Annotated in this window: 20 protein-coding genes; 17 read left to right on the top strand and 3 right to left on the bottom strand. The window is 70.0% G+C overall.

From position 1 onward, the window contains the following. Positions 1 to 4 precede the first annotated feature (4 nt). The 7 genes from LZ199_RS18300 (at position 5) to hpf (ending at position 6,146) form a co-directional block, all read left to right on the top strand. Positions 5 to 553: a hypothetical protein gene (locus tag LZ199_RS18300; protein ID WP_253995290.1), complete on the top strand. Its 549-nt coding sequence runs from the start codon at positions 5 to 7 to the stop codon at positions 551 to 553. Next, positions 546 to 1,151 carry an LptA/OstA family protein gene (locus tag LZ199_RS18295; RefSeq protein ID WP_253995001.1) on the top strand — a complete coding sequence of 202 codons (606 nt, stop codon included), beginning with the start codon at positions 546 to 548 and terminating at the stop codon, positions 1,149 to 1,151. The genes LZ199_RS18300 and LZ199_RS18295 overlap by 8 nt, the downstream gene beginning before the upstream one ends. Next, positions 1,148 to 1,891, top strand: coding sequence for an LPS export ABC transporter ATP-binding protein (gene lptB / locus LZ199_RS18290; protein ID WP_253995000.1), 744 nt, complete (start codon positions 1,148 to 1,150; stop codon positions 1,889 to 1,891). Before LZ199_RS18295 ends, lptB begins: the two co-directional genes overlap by 4 nt. A 247-nt stretch (positions 1,892 to 2,138) precedes the next feature. Next, positions 2,139 to 3,656 (top strand): RNA polymerase factor sigma-54, encoded by a 1,518-nt coding sequence (gene rpoN, locus LZ199_RS18285; protein WP_253994999.1) that lies wholly within the window; start codon positions 2,139 to 2,141, stop codon positions 3,654 to 3,656. Positions 3,657 to 3,713: 57 nt separating this feature from the next. Continuing rightward, on the top strand, positions 3,714 to 4,361 hold the full coding sequence (locus tag LZ199_RS18280) for a GNAT family N-acetyltransferase (protein ID WP_253994998.1): 648 nt from the start codon (positions 3,714 to 3,716) through the stop codon (positions 4,359 to 4,361). Between the two features lie 95 nt (positions 4,362 to 4,456). Next, complete coding sequence (locus LZ199_RS18275) at positions 4,457 to 5,224, top strand: hypothetical protein (RefSeq protein ID WP_253994997.1); 768 nt, start codon at positions 4,457 to 4,459, stop codon at positions 5,222 to 5,224. A gap of 250 nt (positions 5,225 to 5,474) precedes the next feature. Next, positions 5,475 to 6,146, top strand: coding sequence for a ribosome hibernation-promoting factor, HPF/YfiA family (gene hpf, locus LZ199_RS18270; RefSeq protein WP_253994996.1), 672 nt, complete (start codon positions 5,475 to 5,477; stop codon positions 6,144 to 6,146). A 311-nt stretch (positions 6,147 to 6,457) separates the two neighbouring features. On the opposite strand, the gene LZ199_RS18265 is transcribed toward hpf, so the two are convergent. Beyond that, complete coding sequence (locus LZ199_RS18265; protein WP_253994995.1) at positions 6,458 to 7,078, bottom strand: hypothetical protein; 621 nt, start codon at positions 7,076 to 7,078, stop codon at positions 6,458 to 6,460. Positions 7,079 to 7,313: 235 nt separating this feature from the next. On the opposite strand from LZ199_RS18265, the gene LZ199_RS18260 reads away from it, so the two are divergent. Then, a complete protein-coding gene (locus tag LZ199_RS18260; protein WP_253994994.1) occupies positions 7,314 to 7,775 on the top strand; it encodes a PTS sugar transporter subunit IIA in 462 nt (153 codons plus the stop codon). A gap of 24 nt (positions 7,776 to 7,799) precedes the next feature. Continuing rightward, positions 7,800 to 8,645 (top strand): hypothetical protein, encoded by an 846-nt coding sequence (locus tag LZ199_RS18255; RefSeq protein WP_253994993.1) that lies wholly within the window; start codon positions 7,800 to 7,802, stop codon positions 8,643 to 8,645. On the opposite strand, the gene dtd is transcribed toward LZ199_RS18255, so the two are convergent. After that, positions 8,642 to 9,103 carry a D-aminoacyl-tRNA deacylase gene (gene dtd, locus LZ199_RS18250; protein ID WP_253994992.1) on the bottom strand — a complete coding sequence of 154 codons (462 nt, stop codon included), beginning with the start codon at positions 9,101 to 9,103 and terminating at the stop codon, positions 8,642 to 8,644. The genes LZ199_RS18255 and dtd overlap by 4 nt on opposite strands. A gap of 226 nt (positions 9,104 to 9,329) precedes the next feature. On the opposite strand from dtd, the gene dacB reads away from it, so the two are divergent. After that, positions 9,330 to 11,612: a D-alanyl-D-alanine carboxypeptidase/D-alanyl-D-alanine endopeptidase gene (gene dacB / locus LZ199_RS18245; RefSeq protein WP_253994991.1), complete on the top strand. Its 2,283-nt coding sequence runs from the start codon at positions 9,330 to 9,332 to the stop codon at positions 11,610 to 11,612. Positions 11,613 to 11,844: 232 nt separating this feature from the next. Next, complete coding sequence (locus tag LZ199_RS18240) at positions 11,845 to 12,348, top strand: single-stranded DNA-binding protein (RefSeq protein ID WP_253994990.1); 504 nt, start codon at positions 11,845 to 11,847, stop codon at positions 12,346 to 12,348. A 125-nt stretch (positions 12,349 to 12,473) separates the two neighbouring features. On the opposite strand, the gene LZ199_RS18235 is transcribed toward LZ199_RS18240, so the two are convergent. Further along, the gene (locus tag LZ199_RS18235) at positions 12,474 to 13,151 is read right to left on the bottom strand and encodes a succinate dehydrogenase (protein WP_253994989.1); all 678 of its coding nucleotides are present in this window, start codon (positions 13,149 to 13,151) and stop codon (positions 12,474 to 12,476) included. 262 nt (positions 13,152 to 13,413) lie between these two features. Between LZ199_RS18235 and LZ199_RS18230 the strand changes: the two genes are divergently transcribed. The 6 genes from LZ199_RS18230 to LZ199_RS18205 all read left to right on the top strand — a co-directional run bounded on the left by LZ199_RS18230 (position 13,414) and on the right by LZ199_RS18205 (position 22,133). Then, the gene (locus tag LZ199_RS18230) at positions 13,414 to 14,304 is read left to right on the top strand and encodes an Hsp33 family molecular chaperone HslO (RefSeq protein ID WP_253994988.1); all 891 of its coding nucleotides are present in this window, start codon (positions 13,414 to 13,416) and stop codon (positions 14,302 to 14,304) included. 34 nt (positions 14,305 to 14,338) lie between these two features. Further along, complete coding sequence (locus LZ199_RS18225) at positions 14,339 to 15,370, top strand: Glu/Leu/Phe/Val dehydrogenase family protein (RefSeq protein ID WP_253994987.1); 1,032 nt, start codon at positions 14,339 to 14,341, stop codon at positions 15,368 to 15,370. Between the two features lie 68 nt (positions 15,371 to 15,438). Then, positions 15,439 to 16,242 (top strand): phosphoribosyltransferase, encoded by an 804-nt coding sequence (locus LZ199_RS18220; RefSeq protein ID WP_407667214.1) that lies wholly within the window; start codon positions 15,439 to 15,441, stop codon positions 16,240 to 16,242. Positions 16,243 to 16,261: 19 nt separating this feature from the next. After that, positions 16,262 to 18,178 (top strand): selenocysteine-specific translation elongation factor, encoded by a 1,917-nt coding sequence (gene selB / locus LZ199_RS18215; protein ID WP_253994985.1) that lies wholly within the window; start codon positions 16,262 to 16,264, stop codon positions 18,176 to 18,178. Beyond that, complete coding sequence (locus LZ199_RS18210) at positions 18,175 to 20,691, top strand: ATP-binding protein (RefSeq protein WP_253994984.1); 2,517 nt, start codon at positions 18,175 to 18,177, stop codon at positions 20,689 to 20,691. The genes selB and LZ199_RS18210 overlap by 4 nt, the downstream gene beginning before the upstream one ends. Then, positions 20,688 to 22,133 (top strand): sigma-54-dependent transcriptional regulator, encoded by a 1,446-nt coding sequence (locus LZ199_RS18205; protein WP_253994983.1) that lies wholly within the window; start codon positions 20,688 to 20,690, stop codon positions 22,131 to 22,133. Before LZ199_RS18210 ends, LZ199_RS18205 begins: the two co-directional genes overlap by 4 nt. Positions 22,134 to 22,459: the final 326 nt, after the last annotated feature.

The following is a 22,459-nucleotide window of genomic DNA, read 5'->3' as shown; positions in this document are numbered from 1 at the left end:
GCGCCTGTCCGTCCGACTCCTCGCCGCCTGCCTGCTCGTCGCGGCGTGCTCCCCGCGTCGCTCGGCGGAGGGGCCCCCGCAGCAGCCCCCGCCCCAGGTGGTGCTCCATGGCGCGCGGCTGATGTCCTACGAGGGCGAGCGCCTCACGCTGTCGGGCGAGGCCGAGCAGCTCACCTACCAGCGCGCGGGGGGCGACGTGCAGGCCACCAATGCCACGCTGCGCATGCCCCCGGGCACCACGGAGGAGGGCATGTCGGTGGGCACGTCGGCGGGCATGGACATCAGCGCTCCGAATATGGAGGGCAGCCTCGCGTCCAAGCAGCTGGTGGCTTCGGGGGGCGTCGTCGTCCGCACGGGTGAGGGGATGGTGGTGAACACGCCCCGGTTGACCTACGACGCCGTCCAGAAGGGCGCGCATGGCAACGAGGGCGTGCAGGTGCGAGGGCCGGCGTACCGACTGCGGGCGGACCGTTTCTCACTGTCCTTCCCGGATGAGACATTCAACTTCGAAGGCTCGGTGGAGACCGTGCTGGGAGCGGCTGAGCGTGATTGAGTTCCTCGTGATGGCGTTCTTCGTGGCGCAGCCCCTGCCCGCCGTCGCCGCCACGCCCGTGGATGGCGGGACGCCGCCCGTCAGCGCGGATGCGGGTAGCACGGCGGCCAGCCCGAGCCAGGGCCCGCTGGGGCCGGTGGACCTGAAGGAGCCGGTTCAAATCAACGCCGACCTCATCGAGGGCGGCAAGTCGCAGGCGACGCTCACCGGCAACGTGAAGGTGAAGCACCGCACCCTGGATTTGAAGTGCGACCGGATGATTGCCTACTTCGCCTCGACGCGCGTGGTGACGCGCGTGGTGTGCACCGGCGGAGTGAACGCGGTGGACGGCGACCGCATGGCCCGGGGCGAGCGCGCCGAGTACGACGTGGCCAGCGGAGTCCTCGTCGTCACGGGCACGCCCGAGGCGCGCCAGGGGACCACGTACATGCGTGGGACGAAGGTGCGCCTCACGTTGGGTAGCGAGCGACTCGACGTGGAGAACGCCGTCATCATCTTCGAGTCTCCTCCGTCGGCCCCCGCGCCCGGCAAGCGGAAGGGCACGGCCGCGCCCGCTCGCACGACGCCCGCGCAGCCGCAGGAGGCCGCTCCACGATGAGCGACGGCAAGCTGTACGCCGATGGCCTGAAGAAGGCCTACCGCGGTCGCCAGGTCGTCAACGGCGTCTCCTTCACCGTGGCCCCGGGCGAAGTCGTGGGCCTGTTGGGCCCCAACGGCGCCGGCAAGACGACGAGCTTCAACATGGTGGTGGGCCTGGTGACGCCCGACGCGGGCCGCGTGCGCATCGGCGACGAGGACCTCACGCACCTGCCCATGCACCGTCGCGCTCGCAAGGGCGTGGGCTACCTGCCCCAGGAGGCCTCCGTCTTCCGCAAGCTCACCGTGCGCGACAACTTCCTGTCCGTGCTGGAGCTCCAGAAGGGCCTGGACAAGCGCGCCCGCGAGACGCGCGCCACCGCCATCCTGGAGGAGTTCGGGCTCACCCATGTCGCCGAGTCCCTGGGCGGCACCCTCTCCGGTGGCGAGCGCCGCCGCGCGGAGATTGCCCGGAGCCTCCTGCCCGAGCCGCGCTTCATCCTCTTCGACGAGCCCTTCGCCGGCGTGGACCCCATCAACGTGGGCGACTTGCAGCGGCAGATCTTCCTGCTCCGCGAGCGTGGACTGGGCGTCCTCATCACCGACCACAACGTCCAGGACACCCTGGGTATCTGTGACCGCGCCTACATCATCACACAGGGGCAGATCCTCGAAGAGGGGACGCCCGCCGAGATTGCCGCCTCTCCCCGAGCCCGAGCCGTCTACCTGGGAGAACGGTTCCGCCTCCAGCAGCCCTTGTGAGGACGACTGGCCTTCGGCCAACCGAATGCATAGACTGCGTTGGCCTCGCTTTTGCGTCGTCCGGTCAACACGGCCGAATCACGCTCAGTGCGTGTAAGCTGTTGGTTTCCTTGTGGAATTTTGAATATGCAAGCAAGGGACCACGATTGCACCACTAGACGGCGTCAGGGTGCCTTGTTACGTTGGCACGGTCTTTGATTGGTCCCGTGTTGTGTAGGGGCTGAATCACTCGGGGAGACCCTGTCTCATGGCGATGGAACTCAAACAGAGCCTGAAGCTTGCGCAGCAGCTGGTGATGACGCCCCAGCTCCAGCAGGCCATCAAGCTGCTTCAGCTCTCCCGCATGGAGCTGCTGGAGCAGGTCCGCGAGGAGATGGATCAGAATCCACTCCTGGAACAGCCGGACGAGCAGGCACCGGGCGACGTGGGGGACAAGGAGCCCGGGGAAGCGTCGCTGGAGGCGGACAACGTCGAGATGCCCCGCGACGGGGACATGCCGGCGGCCACGAGCGACACGGCCACGGAGTTCAAGGCGGACGGCGACGGCCCCCCGGAAATCGACTGGGAGGCGTACCTCAACAGCTACCAGTTCAACGAGCAGACCACCGCCTCCAACAAGGGGAACGTGGCCACGGACGACCTTCCGTCGTTCGAGGCCAACCTCGTCAAGAAGGAGGACCTGGTCGACCACCTCCAGGAGCAGCTCGGCACGCTGCGCCTGAACGACGCCGAGCGCCGCGTCGCCATGCTCATCCTCGGCAACCTGGATGACGACGGCTACCTGAAGCTGCCGGACGTGGAGGGCGACCCGCTCATCCGCCTGTGCAACGAGGCGGACGTGCCCATGCACGTGGCCGAGCGCACCCTGCGGCGCATCCAGATGCTGGAGCCCCGCGGCTGCGGCGCGCGCGACTTGCAGGAGTGCCTGCTCATCCAGTTGCAGGGGATGAAGGAGCCGCACGCGCCGCTCCTGGGCCTCATCATCAAGCGGCACATGAAGTACCTGGAGAGCAAGAACCTGCCCGCCATCGCCAAGGACCTGAAGGTCACCTTGGAAGAGGTGGTGGAGGCGGTGAAGCTGCTCCCCAAGCTGGACCCGAAGCCGGGCCGCAACTTCAGCGGCGACGACGCGCAGTACATCACCGCCGATGTCTTCGTCTACAAGATGGGGGACGAGTACACGGTGGTGCTCAACGACGACGGCCTGTCCAAGCTGCGCATCTCCGGCACCTACCGGAACGCGCTGAAGACGGGTGCGGTGGGCCCGGGCCAGACGAAGGACTTCATCCAGGACAAGCTGCGCAGCGCGGTGTGGCTCATCCGCTCCATCCACCAGCGGCAGCGGACCATCTACAAAGTCACCGAGAGCATCGTGAAGTTCCAGAAGGACTTCCTGGACAAGGGCATCGCCCACCTGAAGCCGCTCATCCTCCGGGACGTGGCCGAGGACATCGGCATGCACGAGTCCACGGTGAGCCGCGTGACGACGAGCAAGTACGTGCACACGCCGCAGGGCATCTTCGAGCTGAAGTACTTCTTCAACTCGTCCATCTCCCGCGTGTCCGGCGAGGACACCGCGAGCGAGGCGGTGAAGCACCACATCAAGCAGCTCGTGTCGCAGGAGGACGCGCGCAACCCGTACTCGGACCAGAAGATTGTGGAGCTCCTGCGCTCGCAGGGCACCGAAATCGCGCGGCGCACGGTGGCCAAGTACCGCGAGGTGCTGGGCATCCTCCCGAGCAGCAAGCGCAAGCGGTACTACTGAGTCCGTGACAAGTGGCTCTTTCCCCGGGCCTGCCGGGGGATGAGATTCGGGGGCGCCATGAGCGCCCCTTTTTCTTTTCCCTCGGATGCCGACGCCCCCCGCCGGGAGCTCGTGCCCCTCGTCGTGCCGCCCGTCGTCCTGGAGGGGCGCACGGTGCGCCTGGAGCCCATGACGCTCGGGCACGCCCCGGCCCTGGCCGCGCTGTGCGAGGACGACATCTTCACGAACTTCTCGGTGGTGCTGCGCTCGCTGGAGGACGTGGAGCGCTTCATCACCCGGGCGCTCGGCGCGGCGGAGCGGGGCACGGAGCGCCCCTTCGTCATCGTGGAGCGCGAGTCGGGGGCTGTCGTGGGCACCACCAGCTACCTGGACATCCAGCGAGAGCACCGGACGCTGGAGATTGGCTGGACGTGGCTGGGCCGCCGGGTGTGGCGCACGCGCGTGAATACCGAGGCCAAATACCTGCTGCTGAGCCACGCCTTCGACACGCTCGGCGTCATGCGCGTGCAGCTCAAGACGGACCGGCGCAACGCCCGCTCGCGCGCGGCGATTGAACGGATGGGCGCGAAGCTCGAGGGCATCCTCCGCAACCACGTGCTGGTGCGCGGCGGGGTGGTGCGCGACAGCGTGTACTACGGCGTCATCGACACGGAGTGGCCGGAAGTGAAAGCTCGGCTGGAGGGCTTCCTCCAGCAAGCGGGCTAGCAGACAGGCGGGCAGGCGTGGGGGTGGGAAAGGTGACGGCCCGGCGCCGTTCTGCCCCCAGTGGGGCGGGGCGGTGGGTATAGGGTGCGACCCGTATGCACTCTTCCTCTCGTTTCCCTTTTGGCGCGGTGTCGGGAGTCCTGGTCGCGCTCGGGTTGCTGTCGGGCTGTGGTGACGACTTCACCACGGAGACCGTGGACCTGGCGGGGCTCGCGGACCGCTCGCTCACGTACGCGCACGCGGACGTGGACCTGTTCGAAGTGGAGCAGGCCCCGGGCTCCCACCGCGTCACGGTGACCTTCTCCCAGGCGGATGGAGACCGCTGCACCCGCCTGAACGACGGCGCCACCGCGACGTTCAACGGCCAGGTCATGCAGCTGGAGCAGGGCGGTGTCGATGCCACCGCGGGCCGCGACGTGTGCCTGCCCACGCGGGCCTTCTTCGACTTCGACCCCGATGCCTGGGCTGCGCTGCCGCCCACGGATGCGCGCATCGTCTTCCAGGACGCGAGCGCCACCGTCACCCTCACGATGAAGGAGGGGCAGGCGAAGCGCACCTTCACGGGGACGGCGACGCGACTGCTGCGGGGCCAGACGTACTCGTTCCAGTGGACCCCGACGACCGAGTCGCTCAACGGCGCCGCCGCCACGCTCCTGCCCGAGGGCGGCACCGTCACCGCGGGGATGACCGTCACGCGCGAGGGCGGGAAAATCACCTTCACTGTTCCCTCGCAGCTGGGCGCGGCCACGCATCTGCTGACCTTGAGCGGCACCGTGCAGGGCGAGGTGACGGAGTGCACGGGCGTGGCCTCCTGCCGGGGCTCCTACTTCCACTCGCAAGAGCAGGTGGTGGCGGTGCAGTGAGCAGGCTGCTCGCCTGAGCCCGTGTCTCAAGATACCCGGCGCATGGCGCGGCGCGTGATACCGACGCGTGATTTCGAGGGGTTGAAGAGTCTGGTGCCCCGCATCAATGCGGGCCAGCGACGCCGGGTTGTCAGCCCCCGGACGCGTGGTGCGCTCGGGAAGAGGCAACGTGGGGGGACGGGTTGCTTTCCCGGGGTCAGAAGTTTCTGATCTGTCACGCAGCTCCCCTCACCCTAGGAGGCAGCCACGCATGCAGTTCAACATCACCTTCCGTCATTTCGGGGCGTCGGATTCTCTCAAGGAATACGCACGCGAGAAGGTCGAACGGGTGAACAAGCTGTTGGACAGAGCAGGAGAGGCACACGTCGTGCTGTACCTGGAGCGTTACGTCCACCACGCGGACATCACCATCCAATCCGGCGCCTGGGTGCTGCGCGGGCGGGCGGAGAGCGATGACATGTACGCGTCCATCGACCTGGCGATGGACAAAATCGAGCGCCAGCTGCGCCGCTACCGGGACAAGCTGAAGACGCATCACGGCCGCGAACGCGTCCACCACCGTCAGGACCTGGTGAACAACCTGAAGGTGCGTCACGCCGTCTTCGAGGTGCCGGACGTGGAGGAGCTGGCCGCCATCGCCGCGCAGTCCACGGCGGAGCCGTCCACGACGACGACAGCCGCGGACCCTGTCGACACCGCCGCGAGCGCCGCGACGCGCGTGGTGCGCGCCACCCAGCTCACCGTGAAGCAGCTCTCGGTGGACGAGGCGGTGATGCAGATGAACCTGATGAACAACGACTTCTACGTCTTCCACAACGTGGAGTCGGACGCGCTGGGCATCATCTACCGGCGCAAGGATGGCCAGTACGGCCTCATCGAGCCCCACGAGCCGCCGGCCCTGGCCGTCGCAGTGGGGACCTGAGTCCGTCCGCCAGTCCGGTGAGGAAGAGTCGCGCTCCGCCACCCCCCTCGAGGAGGCGGAGCGCGAACACCCCCGTCCGGTGTGTGACGGGGGCGTTGCCGTTCCTTCATGGATGCTGTCTCCGGCGCCCGTGGTCGGCCACGTGCACTGGTGTCCCCCCAGCCACCCGGAATGGCGGCTGGCGCATCCGTCGCCAAGAACGACGGCGCGCGAAGGGCATATCGGCCGGAAAAAGACGGCGCGCTCCACCCCTCCCCCGGGGGATGGAGCGCGCCCTGGGCGTTGGTCCGCGACATGCGCCCGGCGGCTCGTCAGTAGAACTTCTTGCAAGCGATGCGCTTCTGCTCGTTGCGAGCATCACCCGCCATGCTGGCGACGGTTATCGAGGTCGAGGCCAGGGGGGCGCGCGCGTTGACGAGCGCCAGCGTCATCAGCGCGGCCCGCTCTCCCAGGGGGCGCTGGTGGAGCGCGGCGGGGAAGGCCAGGGTGACGTCCTTCTCCAGCGCGCTGCCGCACTCGCGCATGCCCGCCAGGGTGTCTCCCTGGCGCTTCAGCACGTAGGCGCAGGGCCCCACGCGGCCGTGCAGGTACGTGCCGTCCTCGGTGAGGTCCACCGCCAGCCCGCCGAAGGTGCCCCAGACGCGGGTGTCGTCCCCCTCGGCCAGCTCCAGCCGCGTCGCCCGGTGGCCCACGGCGCCGGTCAGCTTCTGGTAGTCCCATTCGAGCGAGACAGGGTCCCTGCGGTAGCGGCCGTGCATGGAGTTGGCGGAGATGCTCAGCGTGGAGCTGGGGCCGGTGATGGCGTCGCCCTGCAGGAGCAGGGACTCCTCGGCGGCGTCTCCCAGGGCCATGCCCCTTGGAGACGCGGTGGTGGCGCAGCCGGTGGCCCACACCGAAATCAGGACAAGGCTCGAGCACAGAGTTCGCTTCATGGCGGTCGCTCCCTTTCTGCTTTGATTCGAGGATTCACGGCGGGAAACGGCGGCCCCGCGGCCGCATATCGCCCCCAGGGACGACCGGGGAGGGTGGCCTGGGGACGAACCCAAGGCCCCCCGGGCCCTGATGCGCAGTGAGCGGCCGTGGGGCCAGGACGACAGGCGACCCTTGCGCGAATCGAGGGTGAGGAGTAATTGCCGCCATCTCAGGAGCGCCAGCGCGGGAGCGTCAGTGAGAATCGCCGAGTTCCTCAGCCCCCAAGCCGTCATCGCGGACATGCAGTCGCGGACGAAGCCGGAGGTGTTGCGCGAGCTGAGCGCCACGTTGGTGCGAGCCCACCCCCTGCTTCAGGAAGACCGGCTGGTGGAGGTGCTGCGCGAGCGGGAGAAGCTGGGCAGCACCGGCATCGGCGAGGGCGTGGCCATCCCCCACGGCAAGCTGCAGGGCATGTCGCAGCTCCAGGCGGCCTTCGGCGTGTCCCGGGCGGGCGTGGACTTCGAGGCCATCGACGGCAAGGCCACCCACCTGTTCTTCGCGCTGGTGGCCCCGGAGAACAGCGCGGGCGTGCACCTCAAGGCGCTGGCTCGCATCTCCCGCCTCTTCAAGAATCCCCGCTTCCGGGCCTCCATCCTGGAGGCGACCACGGCCGCGGCCATCCACGAGCTCATCATCCAGGAAGACGCACGGCCCTGAGGGGCTGTCCTCAGGGGGGACCCCATGGACGTGGTGTTGCGGCCCATCAACGACCGGTTCTTCCACGAGCAGGTGCTCCCGTTCCTGGCGCGCGCCATGGGCGATGCGACGGGCGCCCTGGAGTCGCTCCTGGAGACGCTGGGCGACGGGCAGGCGCGGATGCTCTGCGAGCGGATGCTGGCCACGGCGGTGCCCGGAGGCCTGGGCTCGGTGGACACGGACCCCTGGTCGGACCTGGTGGACCGGCTCGCCTTCCTCCCCTGGAAGGAAGGCCCCGCGGGCTGGGAGGTGGGCACGCAGCACGCCGGCTACGCGGACGCCTGGGACGAGGCGCTGCACCTGTCGCTGATGCTGGAGGAGCCCCACTACCCGTACTGGGACTCGAAGGGCGCGCGCGAGGTGCGCGACGGCTTCCGCTTCAGGCCCCTGGCGGACATGGGGCTGGCGTCGCTGCTGGCGGGGCACTGGGACCCCTTCCCGGAGTTCCCCCCGGACCGCGTCTTCGTCACCCAGGGCCGGGGCGAGTACTTCCCCACTGAGCGCTTCGCCTTCGCCGACTGGGCCTGGCGCCCGGCCCGAGCGGTGGCGCACTGGCAGGTGAACCTGCCGCGCAAGCTGGAGCGGCTCATCGCCCGCGAGCAGGAGCGCATGAAGCTGCCGTCGCTGCCGGAGAAGGACGAGGTGCTTGGCTACTGGCTGGGCAAGCTGCCTCAGCCGCCGCCGCTGACGGTGGCCTTCTCCGGGCTGGGGCCGCGCGCGGCGAGCTGGATTCGGGAGCTGGGCGCGCTCACCACGCACATCCGCCAGGCGGCGATGGCCAAGCAGGGCCTGGCCGCGCTCGTCACCAAGGGCAGCACCGTCCGAATCTAGGGCTTGGGCGGCGCTGGCGCCGGGCTGTCCAGCAGGAGGGTGACGGGCCCGTCGTTGACGAGCGCCACCTTCATGTCCGCCGCGAAGATGCCGGTGCCCACGGTGAGGCCGCGCTGACGCAAGCCCTCGCAGGCGCGCTCGTACAGGGCCTTGGCGACAGCGGGCTCCATGGCGTCGATGAAGCTGGGGCGCCGGCCCTTGCGCGCGTCTCCGTAGAGGGTGAACTGGCTGACGACGATGAGCTGACGGGAGGTGTCCTCCAGGGAGAGGTTCATCTTCCCGGCGGCGTCCTCGAAGATTCGAAGCGTGGCGAGTTTCTCCACCATCCACGCCACGTCCGCTTCCGTATCGCCCTTGCCCACGCCCAGGAGCACCAGCAGGCCGGGGCCCATGTCACTCACCCGTTGCCCGTCCACCGTCACTGATGCCTCCAGCACCCGCTGCACCACCGCTCTCATCGAAGTTTCCTCCACGGCTGTCAGGGGCACCCCTCATGATGCGCCCAGGTGTTATCGGCATCTTGGGCGTTGAGAGGACCGCAGTGAAAAGAAGTCCACATGTGAGGGTCGCCAATTTCCACTTGGCGGTAGAGCGAGCGCCCAACCGTGGACTCCCGCACCCCCTCTCCCTTGCCGTGCTTTCGCGCCCTTCCCCATAATGGCCGCCGACTTCCCCGGAGCGTGCGTGCAGGTTCTTCGAGCCAGACACCTCTTGGCCGCGCTGGCCATCGTTTCCCTGCTGCTTCCCTACGGTGCCCTCGCGGCGCCGCCCACCTCCGCCGAGAAGCGCGCGGACCGCGAAGCCCTGCGGGCCGCGTTGCTCGAGGTATTGCAACGCGCGCCGCTCAAGGTGAGCCGCGTGGGCGTCCACATGCAGAGCCTGGACGACGGCGCGGTGGTGTTCACCCACAACGCGGACGAGCTGCTCAACCCGGCGTCCAACGTGAAGCTCGTCACGTCCGCGGCGGCGCTGGCGACGCTCGGGCCGGAGTTCCGCTACGACACGGAGTTCCTCGTCGAGCCGGAGATGCCGACGGACGGCAAGGTGAAGACGCTCTACGTGCGCGGCAAGGGCGACCCGTCCATGACGACCGAGCGCCTGTGGGGCGTGGTGTCGGAGCTGTGGCACTCGGGCCTGCGCGAGGTGGGGGACATCGTCGTGGACGACTCCTGGTTCGACGCCGAGCGCACGCCGCCCGGGTATGACCAGGAGGACTCGGACCGGGCCTACATGGCGCCCACCGGCGCGCTGAGCCTCAACTGGAACGCGGTGGCCATCTTCCTGCGCCCCGGCGCGAGCCCCGGCGCCAAGGGCACCGTGGAGATGGAGCCCCCCAGCGACTACTTCGTCGTGGACAACCAGCTGTCCACCGGCGCGAAGCGCGCGCGGCGCGTCTCCGTGACGTCGGACGCGGCGGGCTCGCAGCAGAAAATCGTGGTGCGCGGGCAGGTGCCGCCCGAGCGCGGCGGAGCCGTCAGCGTCTGGAAGAAGATCGACAACCCTCCCATGTACTTCGGCCAGACGCTCAAGCAGCTGTTGAGCACGCGCGGCATGAAGGTGAAGGGCCGGGTGAAGACGGGCCTGACGCCGTCCAAGGCGCGCATGGTGCACGTGGCCCAGTCGGACACGTTCGACGTGCTGCTCAAGCGCCTCAACAAGCTCTCCAGCAACTTCGTCGCCGAGCAGCTCCTCAAGACGATGGGCGCGGAGGGGCGCGGCCAGCCGGGCACCTTCACCAAGGGCGTGGAGGTGGTGGAGCAGTTCCTGGAGCGCGACGTGGGCATCTCCCGCGGCACGTACGTGATGAAGAACGGCAGCGGCCTGAACGACGCGAACCGCTTCTCCGCCGCGCAGCTCAACAAGCTCCTGCGCTACATGTACACGCGCTTCCCCTTCGCGCCGGAGTACCTGTCCTCGGTGCCCATCGCCGGCAAGGACGGCACGCTGAAGTACCGCTTCGAGGGCAGCGACGCGGTGGGCAAGCTGCGCGCGAAGACGGGCACGCTGGAGGGCGTCTCCGCGCTGAGCGGCTACGTGACGAGCGCGGGCGGTGAGCGCTTCTCCTTCTCCATGATGGTGAACGACTTCGCCGGCCGCGCCGGGCCCATCGTCGCGGGCCTGGACGCGCTGGGCGCGGCGGTGGCCGCCACGGGCTCCAGCCTGGGGCCCTCCAGCGCGGTGGCCTCCCTGGCGGATGGGGGCAAGCCGTCGGGTGCCATCGACGACGTGGCGGCTCGCATCAAGACGTACCTGGACCTGGGCCGGCAGAGGGACCAGCGCAACCTGGGCTTCCTGCGCACGGCGTGGCGCAGCGAGAGGGACCCGGCGGTGCGCGCGGTGCTGGCGGAGAGCCTCTACCAGTCCAACCCGCATGACTACCTGGGGGCGCGCACGCTCCTGGACAGCTACTCGGCGGGCAATGACGTGTACGGCCGGCTGAGGGAAGTGGCGCGGCTGCTGTCCGTGGAGGTGCCCGGCGTCACCAGCATGGTGGAGCTGGCGGCGGGCGGTAACACGGAGGCGCTGGCCCGGGTGCTGGAGCTGGCGGGCGCCACGGGCGTGGATGCCCAGGCGCAGACGGAGATGTCCGTGGCGCTGGGCGAAGTGGCCCGGACGGCGCCGGAGGAGCTCGTGGTGGCGCTGCGCGCGGCGTCTCCGGCGGACCGGGAGTCGTCCTCCACGCTGCTGGCCCGCGCGCTGGTGCAGGCGGGGCAGGCGGACCATCCCTTCTGGAAGTCGCTGCGCAGGCTGCAGGGCGCGGCGGACCCCCAGGTGGCCACCTTCGCCAAGGGGCTGGACTCCACGCTGTCGCAGAAGGTGGCGGAGGCCAAGGCGCCCCGTCCCGAGGGCGGCGCGCCGGTGCAGGTGGTGGCGCCGGCGGGGGGCTCCTCGGCTCCTCCGCCCCCGCGTTCCACGGGCAGTGCCCCTGATGCGTCACGCACCGCGGAGACGCGTCCGGGCGGGTAGTACCGGGTGGGCGGGTGCCACCTCTCAGGTGGTGCCCTCCCGCACCTTTCCTCCGAAGCCTCCTCGTCCGTGGGGCCGCCAGCCGGGCGAGTCTGCGGGCCGGGCTCCGCCTTCTGGAAATGTCAGGCCGCGCTGCTATACGTCGGAGGCAACCTGCCAGGGCTGATGCCCGGCGGGGCAGATTCCTCTCCGTGGTGGAGGGGAACTCGACGGAAAGACAGAGGGAGCGGTCATGGCAGGAGGCGTGAACAAGGTCATCCTCATCGGCAACCTGGGTGCGGACCCTGAAGTGCGGTTCACCCCGGGCGGTCAGGCGGTCGCGAACTTCCGCATCGCCACCAGCGAGAGCTGGCAGGACAAGAACGGCCAGAAGCAGGAGCGGACCGAGTGGCACCGCATCGTCGTCTGGGGAAAGCTCGCGGAGCTCTGCGGCGAGTACCTGAAGAAGGGACGGCAGTGCTACGTCGAGGGCCGCCTGCAGACGCGCGAGTGGATGGATAAGGAGAACCGGAAGAACTACACCACGGAAGTCGTGGCCAACGCGGTGACGTTCCTGGGCGGTCGTGACGCCGGGGATGGCGCGAGCGGCGGTGGTGGTGGGCGCCGGCAGTCCGGTGGTGGCGGTCAGTCGCGCGGCATGGACAACAACGACTACGGCCAGCCGCCTCCCATGGATGACGGCATGGGCGGTCCCTCCGGCGGCGGCGGCAACAACGAGGACGACATCCCGTTCTGAGCCAGGTCGCGCGGCACTCCAGAAACGAACCGGCCGCTCCCCGGAAGTCTCGGGGGCGGCCGGTGTGCTTTTCAGGGCTGTGGCGAAGAGGGCCCAGCGCCCGCGAGGGGGCCGTGCCCTTGGGACTAGTGGCTTGAGGGACCGAAGGCGGCGCCCGCGGTGTAGAGCGCGTAGATGACGCTCCAGCTCATCGCCGTCAGCAGCAGGAAGAGGATGATGGAGACCGGCTCGAAGCGGCGCATGGCGCGCTCGCTGCCCAGCAGGCCCCAGCCCATGGCGAAGCCCTGGAGGCCGTTGGCCAGGTGGTACGCGGTGCCCAGCGTGCCCAGCAGGTAGACGATGAGCGTGGGGCCGTGGAAGCGCATCTCCCGGGCGATGTCGGAGAAGGCCTCCGGGTGTCCCGCCACCAGCCGCGGCTGCAGGAAGGCCAGCCAGATGTGCGCGCCGAGGAAGGCGAGCACGCCCAGGGCGCTGACGCGCTGGAGGATGTACTTGAAGTTGCCGTAGTTGTTGTAGCGGTTGTTGTTCGGCCGGAAGCTGAAGAGCCGGACGAGGCCCCACCCGGTGTGGAACAGCAGCGGCAGCATGACGATGATGAACGTCAGGGCCTGGGAGTACGGGTTGGCGTACGTGGTGACGGACTTCTCCCACGCGACCGCGCCGTTGAACGCGGAGAGGTTGTCCCAGAGGTGGTTGACGACCCAGAACGTCAGGGGCACCACCGCGAGGAACGAGCCCAGGCGGGACTTGAGGAGCGGAGTCTTCGTTGAAACGGCGTCGGCTGTGGCGGCCTGGGTGCTCATCGGGTCTCCAGCGATGGCGCGCGGGCAAGTGGCCGCGCCCCAAGTCAAAGTCAGGTGACTGTCGGAGGGCGGTTTATAGCCGTTCCGGCCAGGACGCTGGATTTCTTCCGCACCCCCGCATGGCAGCCGCCGCGCACGGAGGCATAAGCCTGGCCTTATGCGTCACCCTGGGTGGCCCTGCTGCCGGGCCGGCATGCGACGGGGCGTCCGCCTTCCGACGTTGGCGGGCACGGCCGGCTCGGGCACGCTAAGTCGCTCTGCCATGTCCGATGAGCTCGTCAGTGGATTGCTGAAGAAGTCCGATGCGCGCGTGGTGCTGGCGCTCACCACGGACCTGTCCCGCCAGGCCCGCGCCACCCACCACACCGCCCCCGCCGCCGCGGCGCTGCTGTCCCAGGCCCTCACCGCCGCCGCCCTGCTGGGAGCGCTCCAGAAGGGCGAGTCCCGCGTCAACCTCCAGGTGGAGTGCGACGGGCCGCTGCGGGGCCTCTTCGTGGACGGCGACACGTCCGGCCTCGTGCGGGGCTACGTGAAGAACACCCTCGTGGAGTACGTGGGCGGCGACCACCAGTACCAATGGCGTCCCGTGCTGGGGAACAAGGGCTTCCTGTCCGTGCTGAGGGACTTGGGCGGCGGTGAGCACTACCGCTCGTCGGTGGAGCTGGAGCGCTTCGACCTCGCGGAGGATTTGGAGCGCTACTTCCACCAGTCGGATCAGCTCCCCTCTCGCCTGGTGCTGGCGCAGCTCCCCCTCCAGGTGGAAGGCAAGACGGAGTCCCTGGGCGTGGTCGCCGGCCTGCTCATCCAGCCCCTGCCCGGCGCGGACCTGGAGACCTTCCAGGCGCTGGGTGAGCGGCTGCGTCGTGACGCCACGTCGGTGCTCCTGACGCACGCGGCGTCGGGTGGGTCCGCGGTGCTGCGCGCGCTGTTGCCGGAGGCGGACTTCGAGGTGATGTCTCGTTATCCGCTGCGCTTCGGCTGCTCGTGCAGCGAGGACCGCGTGAAGCGCGCGCTGCTCGCGCTGGGCCGCGAGGAGCTGAAGGACCTCCTGGAGAAGGAAGGACAGGCGGAGGCCACGTGCCAATTCTGCACGACGCGCTATGTCATTCCTGGAGATGTCATTCGCGGCATGTTGGAGAGCGGCACGGTTTGACTTGGGTGCGTGGCCTCGGTAGAGGCCGCGCGCCATGAGTTACTTCACGCAATTGCTCGAGGGCGGCTACGAAGCCGTCCATCTGCTCAGCGACTCCCGGACGGGCCTGCGGGCCATCGTCGGAATGCACAACACGCGGCTTGGCCCAGGGCTGGGTGGGACGCGCGCGTTGGCGACGTACACCAGCGAGGAGGAGGCCGTCGCGGACGCGCTCCGGCTGGCGCGTGGCATGACGTACAAGGCGGCGCTCGCGGGCCTGCCTCACGGCGGTGGCAAGGCCGTCATCATGCTGCCGCGCGGCAACTTCGATCGGGCGAAGCTGTTCGAGTCCTTCGGTCGCGCGGTGGAGTCGCTCGGCGGCCGCTACATCACCACCGAGGACAGCGGCACCAGCACGGACGACATGGAGCACGTGCGCAAGCACACGAAGCATGTCGTCGGCCTGAAGGAGCGCAGCGGAGACCCGTCGCCGGTGACGGCGTACGGCGTGGCGCGCGCGATGGAGGCCACGGCCAAGCACGTCTTCGGCAGCCCGGACCTCAAGGGGCTGCGCGTCACGGTGCTGGGTGTGGGCCACGTGGGCATGTACCTGGTGAAGGAGCTGCACGAGCGCGGGGCGAAGGTCTGGGTCAGCGACATCAATGCCGCCAGCGTCGCGCACGCGGTGAAGGAGTACGGCGCCACGGCGGTGGACGCGGACACGCTGCACCGCATGGAGGCGGACGTCTACGCGCCCTGCGCGCTGGGCGGCGCCATCAACGACGCCACGCTGCCGCTGCTCAAGGTGAAGGCGGTGTGTGGCGCGGCCAACAACCAACTGCTCACCATGCGACACGGGGAGCAGCTCGCCGGCCGGGGCATCCTCTACGTGCCGGACTACGCGGCCAACGCCGGGGGCCTCATCAACGTGGCCCAGGAGTGGGCGGGGTATGACCGGGAGAAGGCGTACGCCCGGGCGGCGAACATCTTCGACACCATCGACACGGTGCTGCGGCGCGCGAAGGAGTCCGGCCTTCGTCCGGAGCAGGTGGCGGACCGCATGGTGGAGGAGAAGCTGGCGGCCTGACGCGAGCGGCTGAGCCGTCACCCCGGTGTGTCATCCGGATGTGTCGAGGTGGCGGACTTCAGCGGGATGTGGCCAGGGCGCGGTCCTCGGGGTATGACGGGGCCGCACCCCAGCCGGAGCTCACCGCCGTGGCCACCAAGCGGGCAACGCCCGGGCCCAAGGCCCAGGGCAAGCGCAAGCCCACCGCGAAGTCCTCCTCGAAGAAGACTTCTCCCAAGACTCGTGTCGCGCCGTCGTCCGCGTCGTTGTCCGCCGCGGAGCGCAAGCAGGCGCAGAAGCTCGTCTCCATTCCCGTGGACCTGGTGCTGGCGCCGCAGGTGGAAGCGCCGCGTCAGCCCACGGGCAAGGACCAGTCGCGCAAGCGCTCCGCGGGCGTGAAGGAGCTGACGTGGGCGGACTTCGACCGCGCCGTGCACCACCTGGCGGACGCCATCCGCAAGACGTTCAAGCCGGAGGCGGTGGTGGGCGTGGCCCACGGCGGCGTCTTCGTCGGCGGCGCGCTGTCCTCGGCGCTCGGCTGCGCGTTCTTCCCGGTGCGCATCAGCCGTCGCAGCAGGGACCGGGGTGACGAAGGACGCCCGAAGGGTGGGCCGAAGACGAGCGGGGAGATGCCGCGCGAGCTGAAGGGCAAGCGCGTGCTCATCGTCGACGACGTGGCCTCCAGCGGCGACACGCTGTCGCTGGCCACGGCGCTGGCGCGCGAGGCGGGCGCCACCCAGGTGTCGACGGCGTGCCTCATCTCGAAGCCGGAGGGCTTCGCCCCGGACTATGCCGGCCTGACGACGGGCGCGCTCGTCGTCTTCCCGTGGGACTACGCGCCCGGCGCGGGTGATGCGCGCTTCGAAGAGGACCCGGACAAGGCGGGGGCGTGAGCAGTGCCGTGGTGAGGCGATGATTGTCGGCACCGCGGGACACATCGACCACGGCAAGACGTCGCTGGTGAAGGCCCTCACCGGCATCGACACGGACCGGCTCCAGGAAGAGAAGCGCCGAGGCATCACCCTGGAGCTGGGCTTCGCGCACCTGACGCTGGATGACGGCTCGGTGGCGGGCGTGGTGGACGTGCCCGGCCACGAGCGCTTCGTGAAGGCGATGGCCGCGGGCGCCGGGGGCGTGGACCTGGCCGTGCTGGTGGTGGCGTCCGACGAAGGCGTGATGCCCCAGACGCGCGAGCACCTGGACATCTGCCGGCTCCTGGGCGTGCGCGCCGGTGTCGTCGCCCTCACCAAGTCGGACCTGCTGGCGGAGCCCGGGCCGGAGTGGCGCGTGCTGGTGGAGGCGGACCTCGCCGCGCTCACCGCGGGCTCCTTCCTGGAGGGTGCGCCGGTGGTGCCGTGCTCGACGCGCACGGGCGAGGGACTGGACGCGCTGCGTGCCGCGCTCAGCCGGGCCGCCGGGGCGTTGGCGAAGCGTCCCTCGGAGGGGCCGACCTTCCTGCCGGTGGACCGCGTCTTCACGCTCAAGGGCTTCGGCACCGTGGTGACGGGCACGCTGCTGTCGGGCACGGTGGCGGTGGACGACGCGGTGTCGCTGCTCCCCGGGCAGCCGGGGCCGCTGCGCGTGCGCGGCGTGCAGGTGCATGGGCGGGCGGTGGAGAAGGTGGAGGCCGGCCAGCGCGCGGCGGTGAACCTGCCGGGCGTGGAGGCGGAGTCGCTCTCCCGAGGGCAGGTGCTGACGCGCGCCGGAGAGCTGCCCGAGACGCGCATGCTGGACGTGGAGCTGACGCTGCTGCCCACGGCGGAGTCGCCGCTGCCGCGCCGCCGCAAGCTGCTCCTGCACCTGGGCACCTCGCAGGTGGAGGCCACGGTGGCGCTGCTGGACGTGGAGCGGCTGGAGCCCGGCGAGACGACGCTGGCGCAGCTCCGGCTGGATGCGCCGGTGGCGGCGCTCGTGGGCCAGCGCTTCATCCTCCGAGGCTCGCGCGCGCTGCCCGGGCGGGGCGCGACGCTCGCGGGGGGGCGGGTGCTGTCGATTGTGCCGCCTCGGCGTCGCAAGGGCGGCTCGGCGGTGGTGGCGCCGCTGCGGGAGGCGGACCCGGCGGGGCAGGTGGCGTGGCTGTTGCGGCAGGCCGGCTATCGCGGGCTGACGCAGGCGGAGCTGTTCGGCCGCTCCGGGCTTTCGCCTCGGGTGCTGGCGCGCGCGCTGGAGCTCTTGGGCGCTCGGGGCGCGGCGCTGCTGTTGGACAAGGAGCGGCGGCTATACCTCTCCGGCGAGGTGTTCGAGGGGCTGCAGGGACGGGCGCTCGCACTCCTGGCCGCCTTCCATGAGCGCGAGCCCTTGCGCGAGGGCCTGTCCCGCGAGGAGCTGCGCCAGCGCTTGTCGTCAGAGCTGGACGCGCGCGCCTTCCAGCGGGTGTTGCAGGGACTGGGGGACGCCGGGAAGCTGGAGCTGGACCGGGACCTCGTGCGTCTGAAGGGGCGCGGCCGTGCATTGTCGCTGGGGGACGAGGCGGCCCGGGCGCGGCTCGCCGCGGAGCTGTCCGCGACGGGACTGGCCCCGCCCACGGAGGCCGAGCTGTCCCAGAAGCTCCAGCTCCCGGTGCCCCGCCTGAGAGAGCTGTTGAAGGTGCTGATGGCCGAGGGAAGGGTGGCGCGGGTCAGCGAGGAGCTGTGCTTCGACGCGGCGGCGCTGGGGGCCCTGCGGGAACGGCTGGTTGCCCACCTGCGCGAGAAGAAGGAAATTAGCACCCAGGCCTTCAAGGAACTGGTGGGACAGAGTCGCAAGTTCGTCATCCCTCTGTCCGAGTACTTCGACCGGGAGAAGGTGACGCTCCGGGTAGGCGAGAAGCGGGTGCTGCGTCGCGGATGAGCACGAAGCATTACAGCGAGGCGTCGCTGCGCGCCTTCATCGAACCCTTCGCCAACCCCGTGCTCGCGGTGGTGGACGGACGCGTGTTCGCGGCGAATGACGCGTACCTCGCGCTCCTGGGGCTGCCCCGGGAGCAGGTCGAGGGGCGCTCCATCATGGACTTCGTCCAGCCGGAGGACCGCAGCCGGCTGATTGAGCGCTACCGCCTGCTGGAGTCCGGCGTGCCCATGGAGGCGGCGACGCAGCTCTACCAGGTGCCCTCGGCGGACGGCGTCGCCCGGGAGGTGGCCCTCTACGCGTCCCATCTCCCGCTCGAGGGCGGGGGCCGGGCGCTGCTGCTCAACCTGCTGCCGATGATGGACCGGCCCGCCGAGCTGTCCGTGGCCGAGCGCCTGGTGGAGACCTCCGCGGGCCTCGTGTCCGCGCACTCCGAGGACGCGGTGCGCCGCGTCGCCATCAAGGGGCTGGAGGCCGCGGGCTTCAGGGTGCGGCTGCTGCGGTGGGACGGCATGCGGCTGCACGCGCTCGATGGCGGACCTCCGCCCACGGACGTGTACCTGGGGCTGGAGGCGCTGTCGGACGGGCGCCCCGTCTTCGGTGGCGCGGAGCGGGCCGCGCCCACGCACGTGTACCTGCCGGTGGGAGGGCCCCAGGTGGAGGTGCTGCGCGTGGAGGGGCCGTGGGTGGCGCCTCGCCATGGCTCGGTGCTGACGCTGTTCGCCAAGGTGGTGGGGGCGGCGCTGACGGATGCGCGCGTGCAAGCGGACGGCACCCGCAGCCGGTGGGAAGTGGGCGCCGTCGCGGAGATGGCGCGCTTCGTGGCGCGGCCGATTCCCCCCACGCCCGAGGACTTCCTGTCGCGCGTGTCGGAGCTGCTGCTGGCGGAGGCCGCCATGCTGCATCTGACGCAAGGCGAGGAGGGGCCGCTGGAGCTGGCCGCCCACTTCGGGCTGGCGGAGAGCGGCGTCTCCCCGGCGAGCGTGGACCGCTTGAGCGCGGTGATGGGGGCCACGGTGCCGGACGCACTGGATGGAGACCTCACCACGGAGGCCCAGGCGGCGGTGCTGCGCGAAGTCTCGGGCGGGACGCTGGGCAGCGGCGCGGCGGTGCGGCTGGCCCGGGGCGGAGAGGTCTGCGGCGTGCTCCAGGTGCTGCGCGCGCCGGCCCGGCCCTTCGACGCGCGGGACGTGCGGCTGCTTGGGACGTTGTCGGAGCTGCTGGTGACGCTGCTGGAGCAGCGGCGGCTGCGCTCGGAGTCGGCGCGGCAGCTCACCGAGACGCGCCTGCTGTTGGATTTGGCCCGCACCACGTCGGGCGTGCTGGAGACCTCCAGCATCCTCGACGTGGCCTCGGACTTCCTGGTCCACCTGCTGGACGTGTCCAACTGCTACATCATGCTGTACGACGAGAGCGCCAAGGTGCTCCGGGGCGCGGCGGCCTCCGCGGCCCATCGCGACTTCTTCCGCACGGTGGAGCTGTCGCTGAGCAGTGACAGCGTGGCGGCCCGGGCCGCGCGCGAGCGGAAGCCGGTGGCCATCGAGGACGTGGAGGCCTCGGGTGGAGGCTTCAACCCGCAGCTCGTCCAGCGCTTTGGGGAGAAGGCGCTTCTGGCGCTGCCGCTGACTTCGCGCGAGGAGCTCATCGGCGTGGTGCTGGTGGATGACACGCGGCGCACCCGGGGCTTCAGCCCGGAGCTCGTCGAGCTGGCGGAGGCCACGTGTGGGCAGCTCGCGCTCTCCATCGCCAATGCGCGCCTGTATGAGTCACTGTGGGCCAGCTACGCGGAGCTGGCCGCCACGCGCGCGGAGATGGTGAAGCGCGAGCGGCTGGCCGCGCTGGGCGAGCTGTCCGCGATTGTCGCGCACGAGGTGCGCAATCCGCTGGGCGTCATCTTCAACGCGGTGGCGTCGCTGCGCAGGCTGCTGGAGCCTTCTGGTGACGCGGGCATGCTGCTGGACATCCTGGGCGAGGAGAGCGACCGCCTCAACCGCATCGTCGGCGACCTGCTGGACTACACGCGCCCCCGCAACCCGGTGCTCCAGCACGAGGACCTGGGCCGCGTGCTCCAGGACTCGCTGGAGGCGGCGCGCGTGCAGGGCGGTGGCACGGAGCGGCCCGTGCAAATCGAGGCGGAGGTGGAGGCGGGCCTGCCGCCGGTGCCCATGGACCGCCGGCTCATCCGCCAGGCGCTCGTCAACGTGGCCGTCAACGCGATTCAGTCCATGCCGCAGGGTGGACGGGTGCGGGTGCTGGCGCGGCGGGAGGCGCATGGCGGGCGGGAGCAGCTGCGCATCGACGTGGCGGACCAGGGGCTGGGCATTCCCGCCGAGCTGCTCCACCGCGTCTTCGAGCCCTTCTTCACCACCAAGGCGCAGGGCACGGGCCTGGGCCTGGCTGTCGTCAAACGTATCCTCGAGGAACATCGAGGCGAAATCGCCGTGGACAGCGTCCCCGGTCGCGGTACCACCTTCACCTTCCGCCTTCCTCTCTCGCAGCCCCCGTCCTTCCCATGACTGACGCGAACACCCCACCGTCCCGTGGACGCATCCTCGTCGTGGATGACCAGCGCAACATGCGCGCGACCACGGCGCTGCTCCTGCGCGCCGAGCACTACACCGTCTTCGAGGCGGGCACGGGTGAGGAGGCCCTGGCCCACCTGTCCGGCGGCAGCATGGACCTGCTGCTGACCGACTTGAAGATGGAGCCCATGGACGGGCTGACGCTGCTCCGGCGCGCGCTGGAGGTGGCCCCGCGCCTCCAGGTCATCATGATGACGGCCTTCGGCTCCATCGAGAGCGCGGTGGAGGCGATGCGGCTGGGCGCCTACGACTACGTCACCAAGCCCTTCAAGGAGAGCGAGCTGCGCTACCGCGTGGAGCGCGCCCTGGAGCGAGCGCGCCTGCTGCGCGACGTGGACAACCTCGCCACCGACTTCAACCAGCGCCACGGCCTGTCCGCGCTGGTGGGGCGCAGCGCCGCCATGAGGGACCTCACCTCGCGGCTGATGCGCGTGGCGCAGAGCGACGCCACCGTGCTCATCCAGGGAGAGAGCGGCACCGGCAAGGAGCTGGTGGCCCGGGCGCTCCACGCGCACAGCCGGCGCAAGAGCCGCTCCTTCGTGCCCGTCAACTGCGCCGCCATCAGCGAGTCCCTGCTGGAGAGCGAGCTGTTCGGCCACGCGAAGGGCGCCTTCACGGGCGCGGTGAAGGCGCGCCGCGGCCTCTTCGAGGAGGCTGACGGCGGCACGCTCTTCATCGACGAGGTGACGGAGACGAGCCCCACCTTCCAGTCCAAGCTCTTGCGCGCCCTCCAGGAGGGCGAGGTGCGCCGCGTGGGCGAGTCCACCGCGCTGCGCGTGGACGTGCGCACCGTCGCCGCCACCAACCGCGATATCGAAATCGAGGTGCGCGAGAAGCGCTTCCGCCAGGACCTCTACTACCGCCTCAACGTGGTGACGCTGCGCGTGCCCCCGCTGCGAGAGCGCCTGGATGACGTGCCCGTGCTCGCCGAGCACTTCCTGGAGCGCGCCAACGCCCGCAGCCCCAACCCCCGGCGCCTGTCCGCCTCCGCCGTGACACACCTGATGGGCTACGACTTCCCCGGCAATGTGCGCGAGCTGGAGAACCTGGTGGAGCAGGCCGCCGCGCTCGCGGAGAGCGACGAGCTGATGCCCGAGGACTTCCCGCTGCGCCAGGCCCGCCTGCCGCCCGCGCACGGCACCTCCAGCCTCAGCGCCCTGGATGGGCAGCTGGGACTCGGTACGGGCACGGCTGGAGGCCCCACCCTGGCCCAGGTGGTGGAGGACGCCGAGCGCCGCGCCATCGCCCAGTCCCTGGAGCGCCATGGCGTGGACCTGGCTCGTGTCGCCGACGAGCTGGGCGTCTCCTCCACCACCCTGTGGCGGAAGATGAAGCGCCTCAACCTCCGCCCCCCCACCGAGGCGAGCCGGGAGTAGGGTGGAGTTGGACGTGTAACTTTTGCGCACTTGTGGATTCAGATCCGAAATGAACGAGGTTCATCGGTGAAAAACACAGATGCTTGAAATCATTGGTAATTTTCAGTTCTGCAAGGTGATTTCAGGGCTGCAATGCAATCGCCGGGTTGGCCACTGTCGGGTGAACCTCTAAGTGCCTGAGAAAACTGGAGTTTGTCCCAAAGCGGCACTTGGCACGACGACTGCTATATCTCCACGCGGGACACATCGAAGCGAGGCTGAAGGCGGTTCCCCCCCACCCCTTCAGCACTTCCGGTGAGTCACCTTCAGAAGACCCGCGGCCCGAC

The sequence above is a fragment of the Myxococcus qinghaiensis genome, assembly GCF_024198215.1.
GTDB classification, from domain to species: domain Bacteria; phylum Myxococcota; class Myxococcia; order Myxococcales; family Myxococcaceae; genus Myxococcus; species Myxococcus qinghaiensis.
Note: the sequence above shows the minus strand (reverse complement) of the source record. Positions and strands in the feature narration are given on the sequence as shown.